At 59.5% G+C, this 20,342-nt stretch carries 17 protein-coding genes; 5 read left to right on the top strand and 12 right to left on the bottom strand.

Annotated features, from left to right (window positions below; all coding sequences use genetic code 11):
- Positions 1-196: 196 nt before the first annotated feature.
- Genes DW349_RS14860 through DW349_RS14880 form a run of 5 tightly spaced genes read right to left on the bottom strand, consistent with a single transcriptional unit; the run spans position 197 to position 4,808 of the window.
- Positions 197-1,120, bottom strand: coding sequence for a 2-hydroxyacid dehydrogenase (locus DW349_RS14860; protein ID WP_108123975.1), 924 nt, complete (start codon positions 1,118-1,120; stop codon positions 197-199).
- Positions 1,121-1,178: 58 nt separating this feature from the next.
- Complete coding sequence (nagB, locus tag DW349_RS14865) at positions 1,179-1,961, bottom strand: glucosamine-6-phosphate deaminase (RefSeq protein ID WP_108123976.1); 783 nt, start codon at positions 1,959-1,961, stop codon at positions 1,179-1,181.
- A gap of 27 nt (positions 1,962-1,988) precedes the next feature.
- Positions 1,989-3,128, bottom strand: a complete 1,140-nt coding sequence (gene nagA, locus DW349_RS14870; RefSeq protein ID WP_108123977.1) for an N-acetylglucosamine-6-phosphate deacetylase — start codon at positions 3,126-3,128, stop codon at positions 1,989-1,991.
- Between the two features lie 19 nt (positions 3,129-3,147).
- Positions 3,148-3,924: a GntR family transcriptional regulator gene (locus DW349_RS14875; protein WP_108123978.1), complete on the bottom strand. Its 777-nt coding sequence runs from the start codon at positions 3,922-3,924 to the stop codon at positions 3,148-3,150.
- A complete protein-coding gene (locus DW349_RS14880; protein WP_108123979.1) occupies positions 3,924-4,808 on the bottom strand; it encodes a glucosamine kinase nucleotide-binding domain-containing protein in 885 nt (294 codons plus the stop codon). The genes DW349_RS14875 and DW349_RS14880 overlap by 1 nt, the downstream gene beginning before the upstream one ends.
- A gap of 164 nt (positions 4,809-4,972) precedes the next feature.
- Between DW349_RS14880 and DW349_RS14885 the strand changes: the two genes are divergently transcribed.
- The 5 genes from DW349_RS14885 (at position 4,973) to DW349_RS14905 (ending at position 12,944) form a co-directional block, all read left to right on the top strand.
- Positions 4,973-6,838, top strand: coding sequence for a beta-N-acetylhexosaminidase (locus tag DW349_RS14885; RefSeq protein ID WP_108123980.1), 1,866 nt, complete (start codon positions 4,973-4,975; stop codon positions 6,836-6,838).
- A 157-nt stretch (positions 6,839-6,995) separates the two neighbouring features.
- The gene (locus DW349_RS14890) at positions 6,996-8,270 is read left to right on the top strand and encodes an ABC transporter substrate-binding protein (RefSeq protein WP_108123981.1); all 1,275 of its coding nucleotides are present in this window, start codon (positions 6,996-6,998) and stop codon (positions 8,268-8,270) included.
- 112 nt (positions 8,271-8,382) lie between these two features.
- Positions 8,383-9,351, top strand: a complete 969-nt coding sequence (locus DW349_RS14895; protein WP_232819260.1) for a carbohydrate ABC transporter permease — start codon at positions 8,383-8,385, stop codon at positions 9,349-9,351.
- Positions 9,352-9,364: 13 nt separating this feature from the next.
- Positions 9,365-10,207 (top strand): carbohydrate ABC transporter permease, encoded by an 843-nt coding sequence (locus DW349_RS14900; protein WP_108123982.1) that lies wholly within the window; start codon positions 9,365-9,367, stop codon positions 10,205-10,207.
- A gap of 403 nt (positions 10,208-10,610) precedes the next feature.
- The gene (locus DW349_RS14905) at positions 10,611-12,944 is read left to right on the top strand and encodes a Kelch repeat-containing protein (RefSeq protein ID WP_108123983.1); all 2,334 of its coding nucleotides are present in this window, start codon (positions 10,611-10,613) and stop codon (positions 12,942-12,944) included.
- 163 nt (positions 12,945-13,107) lie between these two features.
- Here the strand turns inward: DW349_RS14905 and DW349_RS14910 are convergent, their stop codons facing one another.
- From DW349_RS14910 to DW349_RS14940, 7 genes are all read right to left on the bottom strand, one after another.
- Positions 13,108-13,569 carry a GNAT family N-acetyltransferase gene (locus DW349_RS14910; protein ID WP_108123984.1) on the bottom strand — a complete coding sequence of 154 codons (462 nt, stop codon included), beginning with the start codon at positions 13,567-13,569 and terminating at the stop codon, positions 13,108-13,110.
- Positions 13,570-13,664: 95 nt separating this feature from the next.
- Entirely contained in the window at positions 13,665-14,657 is a 993-nt protein-coding gene (locus tag DW349_RS14915; protein WP_108123985.1) for a LacI family DNA-binding transcriptional regulator, read from the bottom strand.
- Positions 14,658-14,732: 75 nt separating this feature from the next.
- Complete coding sequence (locus tag DW349_RS14920; protein WP_108123986.1) at positions 14,733-16,262, bottom strand: glycoside hydrolase family 16 protein; 1,530 nt, start codon at positions 16,260-16,262, stop codon at positions 14,733-14,735.
- 81 nt (positions 16,263-16,343) lie between these two features.
- The gene (locus DW349_RS14925) at positions 16,344-17,342 is read right to left on the bottom strand and encodes an ABC transporter ATP-binding protein (RefSeq protein WP_108123987.1); all 999 of its coding nucleotides are present in this window, start codon (positions 17,340-17,342) and stop codon (positions 16,344-16,346) included.
- Positions 17,339-18,334 (bottom strand): ABC transporter ATP-binding protein, encoded by a 996-nt coding sequence (locus DW349_RS14930; protein ID WP_108123988.1) that lies wholly within the window; start codon positions 18,332-18,334, stop codon positions 17,339-17,341. Before DW349_RS14930 ends, DW349_RS14925 begins: the two co-directional genes overlap by 4 nt.
- The gene (locus DW349_RS14935) at positions 18,331-19,296 is read right to left on the bottom strand and encodes an ABC transporter permease (protein ID WP_232819261.1); all 966 of its coding nucleotides are present in this window, start codon (positions 19,294-19,296) and stop codon (positions 18,331-18,333) included. The genes DW349_RS14930 and DW349_RS14935 overlap by 4 nt, the downstream gene beginning before the upstream one ends.
- An 11-nt stretch (positions 19,297-19,307) precedes the next feature.
- Complete coding sequence (locus tag DW349_RS14940; RefSeq protein ID WP_108123990.1) at positions 19,308-20,285, bottom strand: ABC transporter permease; 978 nt, start codon at positions 20,283-20,285, stop codon at positions 19,308-19,310.
- Positions 20,286-20,342: the final 57 nt, after the last annotated feature.

Genomic DNA, 20,342 nt, shown 5'->3' on the forward strand with positions numbered 1-20,342 from the left:
CCAGACCACCCGCGGCAGCCGGCGGTCGGAAAGGGGTTCAAACGAGCGTTTGAAACATACGTTCGGCTCTGGTACCTGTCAAGCACCGCCGCCAGCGCAGTCACAGGAAGCCTAGACCAAAACGGCATTGGTGCCTGATGGGAAAAATTAGCCGGGAAAATGGGCGATTAACACGCACCGCCGGGAGGAAATTCGCTCAGTATTCGCGCGACAGATCGACCGGAAACAGCGGCGCTTTGCCAGCGCGATGCCGGTTCAAATTCTCGATTGCCAAAGCGATGACTTCGGACGGCTCACTGGTCGAGGCAATGTGCGGCGTCACTCGCACCTGTGGATGCGACCAAAACGGATGCCCCGCCGGCAGCGGTTCGGTGTTGAACACATCGAGAATGGCACCGCCGATCTGGCCGGCGTCGATGGCGGCCAGCAAGTCCGCGTCAACCAGGCTGCCGCCGCGCCCGACGTTTATCACCACCGGCTGTGTGGCGCAGCGCTGCAAACGTTCGGCGTTGAGGAAATGGCGCGTGGCCTGCGTCAGCGGCAAGAGGTTAATCAGATAATCGCAGCGCGCCAGGCCTTCGTTTAAACCGGCCTCGCCAGTCAGCGCTCGCACACCATCAACCGAACGGCCGGAACGGCTCCAGCCCTCGACCTGATAACCTTGCGCCAATAACGCCGACGCCACGACCTGACCCAATTCGCCCATGCCCAAAATCAGCACGCGTTCACCGTAAACGCCATCGTGCCAGGCCCAGTCGTGCGCCTGTTGCGCACGCACCAGACGCGGCATATCCAGTTGCCAATTATTGAGCTGCGCACAAACGTAACGCGCCATCCGGTCTTTCAGGCTCTGGCTCATAAACCGCGCCACCGGCCAGTCGGTCGGTAAACCCGCGCTGAGCAGATGATCAACGCCCGCGCCAAAACTTTGCACCAGCGGTTTATTAAAAGTGGACCAGTCGAGAGCCTCGGGTTTCCAGGCCAGAATCAGTTCAACAGCGGCGGGATTGAACGCATCGTTGAGCGTCCAAATCGGTTCGTTAAAACCCTGAGCGGAGAAATCGTTTTGGATGCGATCGAGCCGGCTTTCGGAGCCGCTCATCAGAACGAGGACAGACATGAAAAACCTTTGGCGCGCTGCGGAACGAGGCGGTCACTCTATCACAGCCAGGGCCGACTCAGCCGCCCAGCAGCCGCTGGTTTTCACGCTCAATGTATTCGTAGAAATCGACGTCTTTTAACGCCTTGGCCGCAGCGCGATCCAGCACCAGGGTGGCGCGTGGATGCATTTGCAGAATCGACGCCGGGCAGCGTGCGGCCACCGGGCCTTCGACGGCTTCGCGCACCGCCTCGGCTTTGCCTTCGCCGGTCGCCAGCAACAAAATTTTGCGCGCTTCCATGATGGTGCCGATGCCCATGGTGATGGCGAGGTTGGGCTGAAATTCGTCGGCTTTGAAGAAACGTTTGTTGGCTTCAACGGTGTCAGGCGTCAATGTTTTTACCCGCGTGCGCGAGGCCAGGCTGGAGCTCGGTTCGTTAAAACCGATGTGGCCGTTGCGGCCGATGCCGAGCAATTGCAGGTCGATGCCGCCGGCGGTTTTGATCGCCGCTTCGTAGGCGTCGCAGGCGGCCAACGGATCTTTGGCGGCGCCGTTGGGCACTTGGGTGTTGGCCGGGTTTATGTCGATCTGGTCGAACAATTCGCGGTTCATAAAGTGGCGATAACTTTGCGGATGCTCGCCCGCCAAACCCAGATATTCGTCGAGATTAAACGACCGCGCTTGCGCAAAGCTGACTTCGCCAGCTTGAAAACGACGAATCAATTCGCGGTACAACGCGATGGGCGTTGAGCCTGTTGCCAGCCCCAACACGGAATCGGGTTTGCGCTGCAATTGTTTGATGAATTGCGCGGCACCGTATTCGGCTACGGCGTCGGGCGTGTCGAGAATCACAATCTGCATAAACGAAAGACGTTCCTGAAAAATGGCTTAGAACAAGCGGGTTCCGGCGCGCCACAACCCTTTGACGTTGAGGTCGTCGTCGAACCAGCTGATGTCGGCAACGCGGCCTGGGCGCAGGCTGCCGAAACGATCATCAATGCCTAGATATTCCGCCGGGTAACGGCTCGCCATGGTGACGGCTTCGTTGAGCGAAACGCTCAATTCGCGCACGCAATAACGCACCGCATCGACCAGTGAAATAGCGCTACCGGCCAGGCGACCGGCAGCGTTCACCAGACGGCCGTTTTCTTCGTGAATCTGTTCGCCGTAGAGATCGAAATATTTGTCTTTGGCACCGAGCGTCGCCATCGCATCCGACACCAGATACAGCTTGCCGCGTGGCTTGGCGTTGAGCGCCAATCGCACTGATGTCGGGTGCACGTGAATGCCGTCGGCGATGATGCCGCACCAGCTGTCGCGGTCGGCCAAAGCGGTGCCAACTACGCCGGGTTCGCGGCCAGTCATCGGGCGCATGGCGTTGTACAGATGGGTAAAACCGGAGAGGCCGGCATCGAGCGCACGTTGCACTTCATCGTGCAGCGCGTTGGTGTGGCCGGCGCTGACGCGAATGCCGAGCGCCACCATACGGGCGATGTCGGCGGCATCAATTTGTTCGGGCGCGACCGTCACAATGGCCGGCACCTTGGCCGCCTGTTCCAGCCAGTCCCAGTCGGCGTCGTCGAGGCGGCGCAGCCAGTTGGGGTTGTGCACGCCATTGCGTTCGAGGCTGAAAAACGGCCCTTCAACGTGCACGCCGAGAATGCCGGAATGAATGTCTTGCGCGGCTTCAACGGCCGCCGCGACACCGGCTTCGGTGACCGCCAGTCGGTCGCTGATCAAGGTGGCCAGAATGCGCGCCACACCGGCGCTGGCGTGGCCCTGCGCCATGGCAACGAGCGCTGCGGCATCGGGCTGATTGTTGAACAACACGCCGCCGCCGCCATTCACTTGCAGGTCGAGCAAGCCCGGCGTCAGTACGCCGCTGCTGAGTTCTTCGCGCTGATATTGAGACGGCACATCCGCCACCGACACCCGCCCGCGCACTGTTTCGCCGTCGATCAACAAGGCCGACGGGCCGTGGCGTTCAACGCCATCGAACAGGCTGGGGGCAATCAACGCAGTGTGCATAGTGATTCCTTAGCGGTGCTTATTCGGTACTGACCGAGAGTTCGGTAACGAAGTCGTAGATGTCGCCGCGGTACCAGGAGCGGGTGAATTCCACGGGTCGGTTGTTGCTGTCGAAGCCCTGGCGCTCGATGTACAGCACGGCGTCGCCGGGGACGATTTTCAGATAGCGCGCCACTTCGGCATCGGCGTTGTGCGCGGTCATGGTTTGCAGCGCACGCACCGGCCTAGCGTTGACCGCGCCCAGCGCGGTGTAGAGCGAATCGCCCACCTTGTCTGCGTCGCCAATGATGCTGGTCGGCACGGTAGCAATTTCGTAGGCCATGGGTGTTTCGCTGGCAAAACGCACCCGGGTGAAGCGACCGACGCGTGCGCCCGGCGACACATTCAGCGCCATGGCTTCACGCGGCGACGCCTGCAAGGTTTGCCGACTGACCCAACGCGACGACGGCCGCATGCCGCGCATCGCCATGTCTTCGGTAAAGCTGTTCAGCACCGACAAATTCTTGTGAATCGACTGCTTGCCGCCGGACGTCACCACGGTGCCGGCACCCTGACGCTGCTTGAGCAAGCCTTCGCTGACCAGGGTTTCAATCGCCTTGCGCACCGTCACGCGGGATACGCCCAGCGCCTCGGCCAGTTCGCGTTGTGGCAGCAGGTAATCGCCGTCTTTGAGCAAACCTTCGTGAATCGCCTGGCTCAGCGAACGCGCCAATTGGGTATAGAGCGAACCGGCTTTGTCCGGGTCGGGGGTCAGAAAGGCGATCAGTTCGCGATCGCCACGCACCGGTGTCGACATCAATGAGTACTCCCTTGGCGAGCCAGGCTCAACGCGCCATCCAGCGCGTCACCCTGCGGGTTTCTTAGCAACTGGCGGTGACGATCCGCCAACAGCGGACAAACAAAATCCGCCAGACCGCCCTGCACCACCAACGGCAACATCGGTTGCTGCAAGGCATCGAGTTGAGCGTTCAGAACGTTAATCTGCTCAGCAACGATGGCCTGAGCGTGAACATCGCCTTGCACATAGCCTTGAGTGACCAGCGGCGCAAACAGACCGTAATCGACCGACCGGGCCGATTGGGCCCAACCGATAAGACCACTGGCCGAGTCATCGAAGTGCGACCAGACAGCCTGCGTCAACGCCGTGCTATCGGCCAAACCATCGCGCTGCGCCAGCGCCTTGCGCACCGCCTGCAAACCCAGCCAGGCGCCACTGGCCGCGTCGTCCAACGGGAAACCCCAGCCAGACACACGCCGCCATTCGCCAGCACAAAAATTAAAACCAATGATGCCGGTGCCGACGATCAACAGCGTGCCGTCGTCACCGCCGTGGGCACCCACGCAGGCAATCTGGCCGTCGTTGTATAAATCGAAACGGGCGAAGCCGTGCTCGCGCGCCAGAAAACGTTCGGATGCTGAATCGAATTCCGACCCCGCCAGACCGGCCGCCACCACCAGCGACTGCCGCGCCTGCGCCGGCAAATCCGCCTGTTGCAAGGCCAGCTCGGTGGCTTCGTTGATGGATTGCCAACTGATGTCGGCGCTTTGAAACACATTGGCGCTGCCCGAACGGGCCTCTGCCAGAACCCGGCCCTGAGCGTCGGCCAGGCGCACCCGACAGGCCGTACCGCCGCCATCAATGCCCATATAGAGCGTCGGCAACTGGGTTCCAGTGGTCATGGAATCGAAGCATCCTGTGATTGCGTGTTTCTTATATTGACCCAAAAGGCAGACTCGCCGGGTCACTGATGAGGCGTTAGATTACAACCTTTCTCTACCCACAACAATACCAATATAATACCTTTAGTTTTTGTCGCGACCGCAACCGAACACAGGACAGCCCAATGACGCTCAACGCCTCCGCCGACATTCGCCCGACCGACCGGGGTTACCAACTCAGCCTGTACTGGCCGGCCCAACCGCTGAACTTCCGCGCCACCGAACTGTGCTTCAGCCTGCTTCACCCGCTCGACGCCGACAGCCTGGAAGGCGCGCAACTGACCGACCGCCAGGGCGACTGGCATCGGCTGACGCTGGATACCCCCTGGGATGGCCGCGAACCGTTGCGCGTGCGTTTTCAAGGCGCCGGCCAATTGCGCAAACTGACCGACCGGCCCAGCGGCCTGTACCTGCAAAACGGCAGCGAACGCCAAGCCGTGGTGCTGCCGGGCGAGCCGGAGCGACAAAGCCCAATCGCCCAACCGCTGCGCGCCGGCGAACTGTATTTTCTGCCACAGCCACAGCATCTGAATATTGCAACAACCGCGCTGGACTGCCCCGCCCAACTGGCGTTTCACGGCAACCGCTGGAACCTGACCTGGCTGCAACGCCTGCTCGATCGGCTGCCGGACGCCGCGACCTTCGCCTTCAGCGACTCGGGTTTCAGTGTGCGCGAACAGCACGACACTGCGCTGAACCACGCCTTCCGACTCAACATTGGCCGCGACGGCATGGTGCTGACACACCGCGACAGCGCCGGCTTCCAGACCGGCCAGGCCTACCTGATGCAATATCTGTTGCAGTGGACGCTGGCCGGCACCTTGCCCGCATGCGAGCTGGCCGGCACGCCCCGTTTCGGCTACCGCGGCGTGCATCTGGACGTGGTGCGGCACTTCTTCGACATCAAACCGATTCAGGGCTGGCTCGACCTGTTCGCGCTGTTCCAGTTCAACCACTTCCATTGGCATCTGACCGACGACGACGGCTGGCGCGTCGCCAGCAACGCCTACCCGCAACTGGCGCAAACCGCCGCCTGGCGCGGGCCAGACGAAGCGCTGCCGCCACAAATGGGCAGCGGCGCGCAACGCTACGGCGGCTGTTATTCCGCCGAGCAGATTCGCGCCACCGTCCAACGCGCCACCGAACTGGGCATCACCGTGGTGCCGGAAATGGACGTGCCCGGCCATTGCCGGGCGTTGCTCAAAGCGCTGCCGGAACTGGTCGAAGCGGACGATCAATCGGTCTACCGCAGCGTTCAGCACCACAACGACAACGTCATCAACCCGGCGCTGCCCGCTACCCAGACGGTGATTCGCACGCTTATTAATGAATGGTGCGATCTGTTCAGCGGCCCGCTGTTTCACCTCGGTTCCGACGAAGTGCCCGAAGGCGCCTGGCTCGGTTCACCGGCCGCCCAAGCCTGGGCCGAACAACAGGGCCGCAGCCCGCACGACCTGCACGGCGTCTTTATGGCCGAACTGGAACAAGCGGTGCAGGCACGCGGCAAAACCGCCATGGGTTGGGAGGAAATTCGCACCGGCAACGCCGTCAGCACCGACACCTGGGTGCTGTCCTGGCAGGGCGTCAGCGCCGGTCAAAAAGCCGCCGAAGCCGGCCACCCGGTGGTGATGACACCGGCCCAACACTGCTATTTCGATCTGGCCGTCAGCGACCGGCCCGAAGACCCCGGCTACTACTGGGCCGGCACGGTCGATCTCGCCACAGCCTGGCATTACCAACCGACAGACGGATTGTCGGACGCCGCCGCATCCAACGTGAAAGGCGTGCAAGCCTGCCTGTGGACCGAAGTGGTGACCACGCCCAGCGAAGCCGAATTCATGTGGTTCCCGCGTTTGCTGGCGACCGCCGAAGTGGCCTGGGGCAGCCATCAATATGACGACTTCGAGGCGTTCAACGAGCGCGCCGTTGCCTGGATGAATCGGCTGGCGCACCTGGGTGTGCACGGTCGCGATGCGGCACTGGGTTGGTAATCGGGCGAGAAAAAGTCAGTAAAAACAGCCAGTTAACCGCCATCTGCGGCGAACAAGCCAAGTTGGTTTCTTTGGTATTGCCTGGGCCTATTATTGGTATTATATTGGGCTTGCCCTTTCGCTTGACCCTTTCGACATAACAACAAACGAGGTTCGTATGAAACTCTTCAATAAAACCCTGCCGCTGGTTAAGAAATCGCTGGTAATGGCTACTGCTGCGGCCACCCTGGCAACCGGCCAAGCCGCCTTCGCCGAAAACACCGTGGTCGAACTCTACACCTGGCGCGTTCAGGACGAGGCCCTTTTCAACTACATCAACGAGAAGAACCTCATTCCTGGCGTGCAGGTCCACCTGAACGTTTACACCGAAGACATCGAATCCAAACTGCGCATCGACATGCAGACCAACCGCCCGGACCTGTACCACGCCAAGGCCGGTTCCGCCTGGATGCAACCTTGGATCGACGCGGGCGTCGCAGCGCCGGTTTCGGATTTGGGCATTGATCTGTCCGCCTTCGGCGAAGCCGCTCTGGCCGGTGCTACCGGCAGCGATGGCAAAGTCTACGGCGTACCGTTCGTGATGCAGATGGAATCCATCCTGTACAACAAAGCCGTCTTCGATGGCGCCCCGACCAACCTGGACGAACTGGAAGCCGCCTTCGCCGAGCTGAAAGACCAGGGCATCGTACCGATGCACGTCGACGGCCGTGACGGCTGGTACCTGAACCAGGTACTGCACGAAACCATTCTCGCCGGTATGACAAGCGACCAATGGGCGCAAGACGTCGTTGCCGGCGAAGCCTGCTTCACCGACGACATCTACGTCGATGCCATGGCGCGTTTCAAATCCTGGCAGGACGAAGGCTACCTCAACCCCAACCCGCTGGCCGATGACTACGGCGCCATGCGCACCGGCGTTGCACTGGGCACATCGGCCATGATGATCGACGGCATCTGGTCTGCCACACCGGCCTCGCCGATGTATCAGATCGACCCGAGTCTGGAACTGGGCTTTATGGCCATACCGGGCAGCGCCAACAAGGTGTACGGCTTCACCGACGCCCACCTGGCCTACAACCCGAACTCAGACGACATCGATGCCGTTAAGAAAGTGCTGGAGTTCTACACCACCCCGATGTTCGCCCAACTGTTCGCCGACATGGTGGAAGCCGTACCGGCGTCCAACCACCCGGTGGATGTGAACAACGCCCGCGTCCAGGCCGCAGCGGAAATGATTTCCAACGACTCCCTGGCCGCTCAGCCGTTCTTCCACGACGCGCTGATCAGTGTCGATCCGGGCTATCGTCCGTTGGTCTCCGAAGGCATGCAGGAACTGCTGGCCGGCGAAATCACCCCGCGTGAACTCGCCGAGCACATTCAGAAAGGCTTGAACGACGCCGGCTACATCGGCGCCAGCCACTGCGCGCTCTAAGCACGACCGTCTGACCGGCAGACTCGTTCGTTCATTAAAAAATGCCGGTCCAGGACAGGCCCCACCGGGCCTGTCCGTCTCCTTCCCAAGACCTTCAGCCCGTGTGACCATCATGACCCCACAAGCCGACTCCGACGCCCTGGCGACCATGACACCGACCGAATCACGCCGCTGGCTCAGCTACACCGCACTGGAAAAAATTCAGCGCACCTTATTGCTCACGCCCGGTGTACTGCTCTACGGCATTTTCAACTTCATTCCGCTGATGGCGCTGTTTTCACTGAGTCTGGTGAAATGGCCCGGCATCGGCCCCAAAGAATTCGTCGGCCTCGACAACTTTGCCAAGGTGCTGACGCAAGAGTATTACCGCGACCAGATGCTCAATGCGCTGGTGCAAAACGTGATTTTTTTCATCGTTATTATTGGCTCGTTTTTAATCATCGGTACCGGCCTGGCGTTGCTGCTCAGCTTCAAAACCTGGGGCCGCAAGACCTACCAGATTCTGTTCTTTTTGCCCTACCCGATGGCCGGCGCGGCCGTGGCCTATCTGCTCGACTTATTCGTGCATCCGCGCGGTCCGCTGAATGCGTTTTTAATGCAAACCGGCCTGGTCGATAACGCCATTCCATTTCTGGGCGACCCGGACACAGCATTAATCACCATGGCGATGTTCTACACCTGGCACCGCATGGGTTTTGCCATCATGTTGATCTTGTCGGGCATTCTGGCGGTGCGCACCGACTTGCTCGAAGCCTCCATGCTCGACGGCGCCAACCGCTGGCAATCCATCCGCAATGTCGTCTTGCCCGTGCTCGGCCCGGCCTTTGTGTTGATCACCGTTATCGTGCTGGTCGATGTATTCAACAACGCCGACTACGTGTTGCTGATCATGGGGCCGGAAGCCGGCCCGCTGCGCTCGACCGACATCATGGGCACCTTCCTGTTCCGCACCGCCTTTGGTGGCAACGCCGACACCACCGACACCAACTTTGGTCTCGCCGCCGCCATCGGTTTGCTGACCGCCCTGATGATTCTGCCAGCGGCCATTTTCCTGGCGCTGAAAAACCTGCGCAGCAGCTAAGGACGGATAACGCATGGACAAGATTTTCAAACTCAACAAACGCGAACAACTGGTCGTCCAACTGATCATGCTCGCCTGGGTTGTGGTGGTGTTGGTGCCGTTTGGCGCGGCGGTGCTGAACTCACTGAAACCCAACGTCGGGCAAGTATTTCGCGAACCGTTCGGCCTGCCCGACCCGGTAACCTGGAGCAACTTTGCCAAGGCCTGGGTGAACGCCAACTTCGCGCAGTATTTCCTCAACTCTGCCATCATTTCCGTCAGCTCAGTAATTCTGGTCACCTTCTGCGCCAGCACCACCGCCTTTGTGTTGGCACGCATGCCATTTCGCGGCAGCACGCTGATCTTTTTGCTGTTTCTGGTCGGCGTGATTATTCCCATTCGGCTGGCACTCGCGCCCCTGTTCGACATCGTGCGCGGGCTCGGTCTGCTCGATACTTTGCTGGGTGTGATTCTGGTACAAAGCGCCAGCATGATGCCGGTGGCAGTGTTTATTCTGGTCAGTTTTATGAAGAACATTTCCACCGAACTGGAAGAAGCCGCCAAGATGGACGGCGCACTGCCGTTCACCATTTACGCGCGCATTATTTTCCCGCTGATGCGCCCGGCCATTGCCACCATCGCACTGCTCACCTTCGTGCAAGCCTGGAACGAATACTTCCTGCCGCTGATCTTTTTGCAAAGCGAAAGTCATTACCCGTTAACGCTCGGCCTGCAACGTTTTAATCAGCAATTCGCCATTCAATGGCACATGATGTTCGCCGGTATTCTGATCATGATGGGCCCCACCATCATCGCCTTTATGCTGGCGTCGAAGCAGTTTATCGCCGGCCTGACTCAGGGCGGGGTGAAAGAGTAAGCACGGAAACGAACCCGCACTCCTGCATGGCGTTGGCTGCAAACCCAACTTGCGCAACGCCAACTTCGTGATAGCCCTCCTTGCGAGGGCTTTTTTTGGTTTATCGCAGGCAAACAGGAACGGCATAAACCCAGCATTTGAAGCGCCCTCAAACGTTCCTGACAACTAAATGCACGATCTTCAAACGAACACGCTGAAATAACACGATCGGTAAAACGATGCCTCAAATGGCCCTCTCGTAGACTCGGCGAACGCGCTGGATAAGCGCGCTATCGCTCATTCATTGGCACCAATAGCACTTTAAATCCCGGCACTTTTAACACGCGCCTAAAACGCGCCCGGCTAAAAGAAACGCCCTGAAAAGCGCCCTGAAAAAAAAGTGCCCTACTGAGAGGCTCTCACCATGAACAAATGTTCCCTTTGGCAACGCATCGCCTTGCCATGTCTGGCCGTGCTGGCACTGGCCGGTTGTTCCGGCGGCAGCGGTAATGCCCCGCAAATCGTTGCACCACCCGCCGAAAAAGCGCCGCTGCAACTGGAGGCCTGGGTCGGCGAGGATTCCTCGCAACTGCGCTTATCCCGCCCCATCCCCGGCCTTGAAATTCACGCCAGCAGCGACCCGGTTTGCGAGTTCGATACCGACAACACCATGGGCTGCACCGACCCCAACATCTACACCCTCAATAACACCACCGAAGCCTTTACCGACACAGCCCTCACCCTTAACCACCCCGGCTACTACCAACTGCGCCAGGGCGAACAACGCCTCAACACCCTGCTCAGCCCCAGCCGGTTTTCACCGCGAGCGGTGCACCAGGCGGTGTTTTTTAACGGGGAGTTTTGGTTGATTGGGGGTGATCTTCCTGGTGGGAACGGGAGCAGCGCTGAAATCTGGTCGTCACCCGATGGGGTGCAGTGGGTGTTGCGCGATGCCGAAGCAGAATTCGGGCCTCTTGCCTATCACCAAGTGGTGGTTTACCAGAACAAACTCTGGGTGATCGGCGGTTGGAAGGATGACGGCATTAACGCTGGGACTCAACAGGCCGTCTGGGCCTCGGAGGACGGGCTGAACTGGGAGTCAAAAACCAGCCTGCCGATAGCCCTTAATAGGCACCAGGTCGTAGTGTTCGAGAACATCGCCGCGACTGAGCCGGGCGACCCCGAGAACACACTCTGGGTGATGGGTGGGTTAAGCAGTTCCGACGTGGACAGTGCCACCAACGATGTCTATCTGCTCCACAATGGCGACTGGATTACCCCGCAAATAGCCCTGGGTGAAACCGGGACCTCCGGCAAGCCCTTGCCGAAACTCTTTGGTCATCAAGTGGTGGCATTCAACGCGGGCGATGGCGAGGGTGAACAACTCTGGGTGATCGGTGGCATGAATGAATCGTTCCAACGCAACAACGACATCTGGCGGTCCAGCGACGGCTACACCTGGAACAAGGTTGAACTCGACCCCGAAGAGGAACGCTTTTCGGCGCGTTTTGCGCACCAGGCAGTGGTGTTCGACGACCAACTCTGGGTGATTGGGGGGCACGACGGCACTTATAAAAACGATATCTGGTCATCCCCGGACGGCGAAGTCTGGACAGAACAGGATCCGCCAGCGGATTTTCCGCCTCGTACGTTGCACCAAGTGGTCGTCGCCAACGATGGGGCCGATGAATCGCTTTGGCTGATCGGTGGTGATAGCTGTGGTGGTTGTTTTCTCAATGACACCTGGTCGTCCAGCGACGGCGAGCACTGGCAGCACCGCAGCGCCCAAGCCGAGTTTTTTGCGCGCTACGGCCACCAGGTGGTGAGCTTTGACGACGGCACCGGCGAACAGCTCTGGTTAATCGGTGGCTATGATGGACAAAGATACCTCAACGACCTCTGGACCTCACCCGACGGCCTGAACTGGACACCGGTGGACGTAGACCGGGCGGCCTTGTTCACACCTCGCGATTCGCACGGTGCAGTGGTGTTCAACGACCAGCTTTGGGTGATTGGCGGCGCGGATGGAAATTCCCAAAACGACGTCTGGTCATCACCCAATGGCATCACCTGGACGGAGCATACCCAACCAGCCGGTGCCGAGCGATTCAGCCCTCGCCAATCGCCCCAGGCTGTGGTCTTCGACGACGGCGACGGCGACGGCGATAAGCTTTGGTTGATTGGGGGTTATGGTTTTGGTTTGGATGACAACAAGTTCAAACCCTTGTCTGATGTCTGGTCCTCGGTCGATGGTGATACCTGGACGAAACACAGCAGCGATCTGAATGTGGGGCAATATGACCATCAGGTGGTGGTGTTTAATAACGGTGCTGGCAATGGCGAAGCCCTCTGGCTGCTGGGCCGTGATGGCAATGGCGCCGCTGCTATCTGGTCTTCCACCAACGGTGAAAACTGGAGCCCGGTCGAAATCAAATTAACAGATGGCACCCCAATTCTTCCGCGTGCTGGTTATCAAGCCGTGGCCTTCAATCAACAACTCTGGGTGATTGGGGGTCAGAACCCTGTTTCCAACAACGTCTGGGTCTCATCCAACGGCAGCGACTGGGCACTGACCCCGAGTGGCGACAACCCCTTCGCCGCTCGCCAATATCACCAGGCCGTCGTCTTCAACAACGCGCTTTTTGTGATCGGCGGGGCGGATGAAGAGTACGCTCCCTTCAACGACGTCTGGAAATCCACCGATGGCCTGAACTGGCAGTTGGGCCTGAAAACCAACATTCAGGCGTTGGAACGCTAAGGGTTACACCGCGGTGCCTGGCGCACCGCCATACGCCGGCCGGGTTGGTGCCCGCCGGCGTTGCTATTGAAGCGGGTTTTTGAGGCGGGCTGGAGCCCGCTTTTTTATTGCCCAACTGTTTTATTGCCCAGGTTTTTAAGCTCCCCTTTACGCCACTGCCTGATCAGCCGCGCTGCAACGGTTCGGTGTAAGCACCGGCCAGGCCCTCGGGCACTGGCACAGCGCCCACCGCTTGGCGATAAAACTCGACCGGGCCGGCGTCGCCAATAAAGCCGTACACGTAGCCGCGTTGTTTCAGGCGGTGCAACGATTCAATCAACAACGCCTTGCCCAAACCCAAACCACGGGCGTTTTCGCTGACGCCGGTGGGGCCGAAAAAGGCGGGAAAGGTGACGTCGAAACAGGCGAAGCCGAGCAGTTCGTTACCGCGCCGTACCACCAACACCCGCGCCGGGTGTGAGCCTAAACCATTGCCCACTTCGCTGGCCCAGCCGTCGCCGAATTCGCGCCGCACCCAGTCGACTATCGCATCGCGATCCCAGGCTTGCGCCGGCTGCAATGCGCAGCCTTCCGGCACGGCGGGCGTGGCCGGCAATTGTTGCAGCGAGACAATCATATCGGGCATGGCGGTTTCCTTTTTTTTTCGGCGGTGCGCTCGGTTGGGTGGCGGGCCGGGCGCTACTGTATCAACGTCTGGGTTGGGCTGGAAAAGCGGGCCAATTACAGCTGGCGTACGGTCTGGCGTTCGACCAGCGTTGGTTCGTACACCACTTCCTGAATCGGCCGTTTCTGGTACACCGCTGCCAGTGCATTTTCGGCAGACGAGCGCGCCATTTCATACATCGGAAAATTCATCGTGGTCAGCTTGGGTTTAACGTAATTAGCGGTGTAGATGTTGTCGAAACCGATGACCGACAGTTGGTCCGGCACGGCAACGTTGTGGTTGTCGGCGGCTTCGAGAATGCCGAACGCCATTTCGTCGTTGCTGGCAAAAATGGCGGTGCAGTCGAGCTTGCGTTGTTGCAGGGTTTCGAACGCCTGATAGCCGCCTTCGAATTCGAAAAAGCTGTGAATCACCCAGTCGTCGTCAATCGGTAAACCGGCTTCCTGCATGGCCCGCCGATAGCCCTGATAACGTTCCTGCGCATCCTGTTTCCACATCTGGCCGGTGACGCAGGCGATGCGTTGGTGGCCGTGTTCGATCAGATAACGGGTGGCGCGATAACCGCCGAGTTCGTTGTTCAGCCAGGTGGTGCGCTGGTGCAATTGGGTAACGTGATGGTTGATCAAAAACACCGGCACGCGCTCATTCAGGCGCAGCAGTTCGGCGTCGTCGATGCGTTCGACCAGCAGAATTAAGCCATCGACCTGACGGTTGATCAGAAATTCGATGGCGTCGCGTTCGCGTTCTTCCTCGCCGTGGCCGGAGGCGATGATCAGGTGTTTGCGCGCCCGGCGCAGCACGTCTTCCACGCCGGCCATCATCGGGCCGTAGAACGGCCCTTGCAGTTCCGACACCACCATGCCGATGGCGTTGGTGCGGTTAGAGGCCAACGACTGCGCCGCCGAATTGGGCCGGTAACCCAAACGTTGCATGGCCGCTTCGACCCGTTTGCGGGTGGCATCGGTGACGCGATCGCTGCCGTTCATCACGCGCGACACCGTTGCCTGGGAAACGCCAGCCAGTTCGGAGACTTCTTTGATGGTGGGCATGTTGCGCCCTTGTGGTATGGGGTCGACTGCTTTTACCACTCTCGCTCCATCAGTCAAGCTCGGCGCTGGCTGCGCTCAGTCGTCGCTTTGCTGGTAGCGGATGTCGTCGATGTCGACATCCATCGCGCCGCTGGGTTCAAAGACGATCGGGTTCAGGATGTCGGCCAAATCGGCCTGGCCCGTCACAATGCTGTTGCCGGCAGCCACCAGCTGCGCAATGTTCAGGCGCACCGTTTGCCATTGCCCCAACGGCGGCAGTTCAACCGGCAGGTCACTGACATTGGGCCAGCCGCTGTCGAGTTTGACGCGCAATTGCGCGTCGCTCGCACGGCTGTTAACGCGCAGTTCAAACAATAAATCGCCATCGTCCGCCCAGTGGCTGAGATCGGCGCGCGGTGCGTACGTCGCGTAGAAATTGCCGTTGGCTCCGGCTTTGTTGATGTTGAGGTAGGCGTCGCCGTTTTCACTGCGGGCGGTTGCGGTAATAACGCCGTCCGGGTCGTAAGCGTTCCAGACCAGGCCGGGCGACAGCTCGCCATCGAACAACAGAAACAGCGGGCCGGCGCCGAAGTCATCGACCGGCGGAATAATTTCCGGCGGCTCGTTACCCACAACGTCTTCGGCATCGGGCGAACGGGTGGCGCAGCCGAGGCCGGTTAACGGATCGACATCGCACTGATAGACGCGCACAAAATCGACCACCATTTCCTGCGGGAAGACGCTTTCATCGATGCCGGTTTCGTTCACGGTACCGGCCCAGTTGCCACCGACGGCGAGGTTCAGCAGCAAATGAAAATCGCGGTTGAAGGGTGCGGCGGCTTCACCGTTCACCATCTCGCCCTCGGCGTTGATGTATTGGGTGTACCAGTCGTCCTGAGTTTGGGTGGCGTAGTGCACGCCATCGACGTACCAGCGGATTTCACCTTCTTCCCATTCCAAGGCGTAGTGGTGGAAATCGTCCGCGGGGTTGTCGCCCGCCATGTCATAAGCGGTGCCGGAATAGACGTTTTCCGGCCAGGCGCGGCCGTAATGCAAGGTGCCGTGCACGCGGCTTTCCGGCTGGCCGGGTTCGGCACCTTCGGCGTCGCTCTGTGCTTTCAGGTTGACCGCTTCCATGATGTCGATTTCGCCGGAGGCCGCCCAACCGCCGTATTCATAGTCGCTCGGCAACATCCAGATGGCCGGCCAGGTGCCTTGGCCTTGCGGCAGTTTGGCGCGTACTTCGATGCGGCCGTAGGTCCAGTCGCCTTTGTGCAGACTGCGTAACCGCGCTGAGGTGTAGGGCAACGTTCGGGTGACGTTCGGATCGTAGGCGGCCGAGTCTTCGGTTTCCGCCGAGCCGGTAAAGTCTTCACGCTGGGCGCGGATGTGCAACGCGCCGTCTTTAACGTAGGCGTTAACCGGCCGGTCGGTGTAACACTGCTGTTCGTTGTTGCCGCCGCCCCAGCAGTTTTGTTCAAAACCCCACTTGGCCGGATCGATACTGGCGCCGATAAATTCGTCGTCCCAAACCAGACGCCAGTCTTTGTCGATGGGGTGATAAGGCGATGGTTTGCACGCGCTCAGCGCGACCGCCGCTGTCACCAAAAGCAGTTGTTTTTGCATTACCGTTCCCTCTTGTTGTTATTTCCTCGGGGCTTTTATTTTTTGCAACTTTTTGATCCACGTCGGCCCCGGACTGCCGGTTCAGCGCTCCTCGAACAGATGGCAGCGCACGAAATGCCCGGGCGCGACTTCGCGCGCCGCTGGCAAACTTTGCCGACACTCCGCCAACGCATGCGGGCAACGTTCGGCAAACGGGCAGCCGCGACTGTCCGGTTGCCATTGCGGAATGTCGGCTTTGTGCTGGTAACGACTCAAATCACGGTCTTTGTGTTCGCCCGGTTCCGGCACCGCTGCGATCAACAATTGGGTGTACGGGTGTTGCGGGTTTTGGGTGACTGAATCGCTGTCGCCCCACTCCACCATGTGGCCGACGTACATCACCGCCGTGCGTTCGGCAAAGTAACGCGCCGTGGCGATGTCGTGCGTGATGTACAGAAAACCGATGCCGTGTTGCTCTTTCAGATCGAGCATTAAATTCAGAATGCCCAAACGGATTGACACATCGAGCATGGAGATGGGTTCGTCGGCGAGAATCAACGCCGGTTCCACCGCCAGGGCGCGTGCGATGGCGACGCGTTGGCGTTGACCGCCGCTGAGTTCGTGCGGGTATTTTTCGGCGGTTTCGGCGGCGGGTGTCAGCCCAACTTGCTCCAGCAATTCCAGAATGCGTTTTTCCAGCGCCGCGCCTTTGAGTTTGCGGTGCAAGCGCAACGGCCGCGCCAGTTGGTAGCGAATGCGGTGCACCGGGTTCAGGCTGCCGAACGGGTCTTGAAAAATCATCTGCACGTCGCTGGCAAAACGTCGCTTGCCACGCTCGCGCACGTAGTCGGCCAACGGCTGGCCGTTAAAGCGAATGTCGCCGGCGGTGGCCGGATAAATCTGCGATAAAATGCGCGCGCTGGTGCTTTTGCCGCTGCCCGATTCGCCGACAATCGCCAGCGCCTGACCGGCGTATAAATCGAATGAGACTTCAGTCAAAGCGCGCAAGGTTGTGCTTTGTCCGAAGCCGCCGCCCAACTTGAATTCCTTGTTCAGATTGCGGATCGAGACCAGCGGTATTGCGTCAGTAGCTGTGGTCATTTGTCGACTCCCGGCGTCAGTTCGTGGCACGCCGCCTGATGGTGTTCACTGACGGCAATCAATTCCGGCGCCTGTTGACGACACAACGGAAAGGCGCGCCAGCAGCGATCCTGGAAATAACAACCGCGCGGCGCTTCGAGCAGATTGAGCGGGTTGCCGGGAATGCCGTGCAGGCGATCTTTCGGGCCTTTGATGGTCGGGAAGGAATTGATCAAGCCTTGGGTGTACGGCTGGCGCGGCCGATAAAATACGTCTTCGGCCTTGCCCAATTCGACCAGTTGCCCGGCGTACATCACGCCGATGCGGTCGGCGATTTCGCCCATCAAACTGAGGTCGTGGCTGATGAACAAAATGGAAAAGCCGAAGCGGTCTTTCAGTTGATACAACTCATCGAGAATTTCCCGTTCCACGACCACATCCAACGCTGTGGTCGGTTCATCCATGATGATCAGTTTCGGTTGCAAGGCGAGCGCAATGGCAATGACCACGCGCTGGCGCATGCCGCCGCTTAACTGATGCGGAAAACTCGCCATGCGGCTGGCGTGAATGCCGACGGTTTTCAGCAGGGCCTCGCCTTGAGAATGAGCTTCGTCTTTGCTGACGGCGCGATGGGCGCGGATCACATCAATCAACTGTTCGCCGATGGTGATCACCGGGTTCAGAGAATTCATCGCGCTTTGAAACACCAGGCTGATTTCCTGCCAGCGGAATTTGCGCAATTGGCGCGGCGTCATGCGCAATAAATCCCGATCCTGATAATGAATCGAGCCGCTGCGAATCAACGCCGGCGCTTTCAGCAAACGTGCGATGGCAAACGCCAGCGTCGATTTACCGCAACCGGATTCACCGGCCAGCCCTAACGTCTCACCCGGCATAATGCTGAGACTGACGTCGTTAACGGCGCGCACGTCGCCTTTGGGCGTCAGATAATCCACGCACAGGTTTTGAATATCGAGCAGCGGCACTGGCTGACTTTTTAACTGAGCGGTCATGCGTCACCTCGCTCACGCGCACGCTGCAATTGCCGTTGCAGCTTGTGCCAACGGCGCAGATGCGGCCCGGTTTTTAACTTCGGATTGGCGACCTGATCAATCGCCATGTTCAGCAACGCCATGGCACCGCCGACTAAGGCGATCATCACCGCCGGCACAATCATTTCCCACCAGCCGCCGGTGTACAGCGCTGCGGCCGATTGCGCCCAATACAGCATGGTGCCCCAGGTCACGACGGTCGGGTCGCCCAGGCCAAGAAATTCCAGACCGGCTTCGTTGATCAACGCGTACATCACCACGCCGACAAAACCACCGGCGACGATGGCGGTCAGGTTGGGCAGAATTTCCACCAGCAAAATGCGCCAAGTGCTTTCACCCATGCATTCGGCGGCGAGTACAAATTCCTTTTGCCGCAGCGCTAACGTTTGCGAGCGAATCACCCGCGCACCCCAGGGCCAGGCGGTGATGCCGATCAGTAACGCAATCACCGTTGGCCCGACCTGCCCTAAAAACGCGGCCAGCACGATCAACAACGGCAACTGCGGAAACACCAGCACCACGTTCATGGCGAAGTTCAGCCATTGGTCGATGCGGCCGCCGAAATAACCGGCAGCAATACCGACGGTGACCGAAATCGCGGTGGCGACAGCGCCGGCAATAAACGCCACCGCCAACGACGTTCGGCCGCCATGCAGCAACTGGCTGTACACATCGCGGCCCTGTCGTGTGGTGCCCAAAATGTGTTCGGCATTAGGCGCAACGTGCGGCCGGGCGACGCGTTTGTTCGGATCAAAATCCGTCAGCCAGGGCGCGGCTAAACACGCCACGACCACCAACGACAGCAAACCGCCGCCAATCAAACCGGTCGGATTGCTCTGAAAAAAACGCAACGCGCCGCTGATGCGCAGGCGTCGCCAACTCGGCCAAACCCACTGGCGGCGAGCGAGAGAATACTCAGACATGGACTTACCTTTCATGATTTACGCAGCCGCGGGTCGAGCCACAAATAAGTCAGATCGGCGATGAAATTACCGATCAATACAAACAACACGATGAGCAACAACAGCGCCTGCACCAGCGGATAATCGCGTGCGTTGATCGCCTTGAGCAGGGTGTTGCCGACGCCGGGATAGTTGAAAACAATTTCGATAAAAATCTGCCCGGCCACGGCAAAACCCAAACCCATGGCAACCGAGGTCACCACCGGCAGCACGGCATTGCGCGCCGCGTATCGCAGCATGATGCGGCTGGTGCTGAGCCCTTTGGCTTCGGCCATGGTGACCATGTCTTCGCCAAGCACGTTGATCATCGAATTGCGCATCACCATCACCCACTGCGACAGACTGACCATGATGATGACGAACAACGGCAACACGGCGTGGTAGGCCACGCTCTTTAAATAAGCGCCGTGCCAGCCCGGTTCCATGGCTGGATCGGCGGCGTACGATAGCGGAAACCATTCCAGTTTGAGGCCGAAGAAATAGAACAGCAGCAAGGCGGTAACCACCGCTGGCATCGACGAAATAACCGCCGTCACTGGCGGCACGATGGAGGCAAACCAACCGCCGCGCCGATAGGCCGCAATGATGCCGAACACCAACCCCAAAACGATGGCTGAAATCACACCGATGCCGACCAGAAACAACGTCCAGGGAAAGGTGAAGCCCAGCACGCGGGTGACTTCGGTCGGGTACATCAGAATTGATGGACCCAGATCGCCGCTGAACACGCTGACCACATAGCGGCCGTACTGTTCCAGCAGGGTGCCTTCGGAGAAGCCGTACATGGCGCGCACGGCGTCCATTTGCGATGGGTCCATGCGGCCGGCGGCGCCGGCAAACAGCGCGTCCACAGGGTCGCCCGGCATTAAGCGCGGCAGTAAAAAATTAAAGGAAATGGCGATGAAAAAGGCTACGAAATAAAACAGCAGCCGACTGAAAAGATAGCGCATCTTGGGTGTCCAATTGCTCGGTAAAAAATACCGGAGCGTTCCCCCGGAACGCCCCGG

Origin of the sequence: Saccharospirillum mangrovi (genome assembly GCF_003367315.1) — a bacterium.
Taxonomy (GTDB): domain Bacteria; phylum Pseudomonadota; class Gammaproteobacteria; order Pseudomonadales; family Natronospirillaceae; genus Saccharospirillum; species Saccharospirillum mangrovi.

Excerpts from the sequence above, each read along its gene's own strand:
- DW349_RS14860 (WP_108123975.1), bottom strand. The coding sequence starts at position 1,120 with ATGTCTGTCCTCGTTCTGATGAGCGGCTCCGAAAGCCGGCTCGATCGC.
- nagB (WP_108123976.1), bottom strand. The coding sequence starts at position 1,961 with ATGCAGATTGTGATTCTCGACACGCCCGACGCCGTAGCCGAATACGGT.
- nagA (WP_108123977.1), bottom strand. The coding sequence starts at position 3,128 with ATGCACACTGCGTTGATTGCCCCCAGCCTGTTCGATGGCGTTGAACGC.
- DW349_RS14875 (WP_108123978.1), bottom strand. The coding sequence starts at position 3,924 with ATGTCGACACCGGTGCGTGGCGATCGCGAACTGATCGCCTTTCTGACC.
- DW349_RS14880 (WP_108123979.1), bottom strand. The coding sequence starts at position 4,808 with ATGACCACTGGAACCCAGTTGCCGACGCTCTATATGGGCATTGATGGC.
- DW349_RS14885 (WP_108123980.1), top strand. The coding sequence starts at position 4,973 with ATGACGCTCAACGCCTCCGCCGACATTCGCCCGACCGACCGGGGTTAC.
- DW349_RS14890 (WP_108123981.1), top strand. The coding sequence starts at position 6,996 with ATGAAACTCTTCAATAAAACCCTGCCGCTGGTTAAGAAATCGCTGGTA.
- DW349_RS14895 (WP_232819260.1), top strand. The coding sequence starts at position 8,383 with ATGACCCCACAAGCCGACTCCGACGCCCTGGCGACCATGACACCGACC.
- DW349_RS14900 (WP_108123982.1), top strand. The coding sequence starts at position 9,365 with ATGGACAAGATTTTCAAACTCAACAAACGCGAACAACTGGTCGTCCAA.
- DW349_RS14905 (WP_108123983.1), top strand. The coding sequence starts at position 10,611 with ATGAACAAATGTTCCCTTTGGCAACGCATCGCCTTGCCATGTCTGGCC.
- DW349_RS14910 (WP_108123984.1), bottom strand. The coding sequence starts at position 13,569 with ATGCCCGATATGATTGTCTCGCTGCAACAATTGCCGGCCACGCCCGCC.
- DW349_RS14915 (WP_108123985.1), bottom strand. The coding sequence starts at position 14,657 with ATGCCCACCATCAAAGAAGTCTCCGAACTGGCTGGCGTTTCCCAGGCA.
- DW349_RS14920 (WP_108123986.1), bottom strand. The coding sequence starts at position 16,262 with ATGCAAAAACAACTGCTTTTGGTGACAGCGGCGGTCGCGCTGAGCGCG.
- DW349_RS14925 (WP_108123987.1), bottom strand. The coding sequence starts at position 17,342 with ATGACCACAGCTACTGACGCAATACCGCTGGTCTCGATCCGCAATCTG.
- DW349_RS14930 (WP_108123988.1), bottom strand. The coding sequence starts at position 18,334 with ATGACCGCTCAGTTAAAAAGTCAGCCAGTGCCGCTGCTCGATATTCAA.
- DW349_RS14935 (WP_232819261.1), bottom strand. The coding sequence starts at position 19,296 with ATGTCTGAGTATTCTCTCGCTCGCCGCCAGTGGGTTTGGCCGAGTTGG.
- DW349_RS14940 (WP_108123990.1), bottom strand. The coding sequence starts at position 20,285 with ATGCGCTATCTTTTCAGTCGGCTGCTGTTTTATTTCGTAGCCTTTTTC.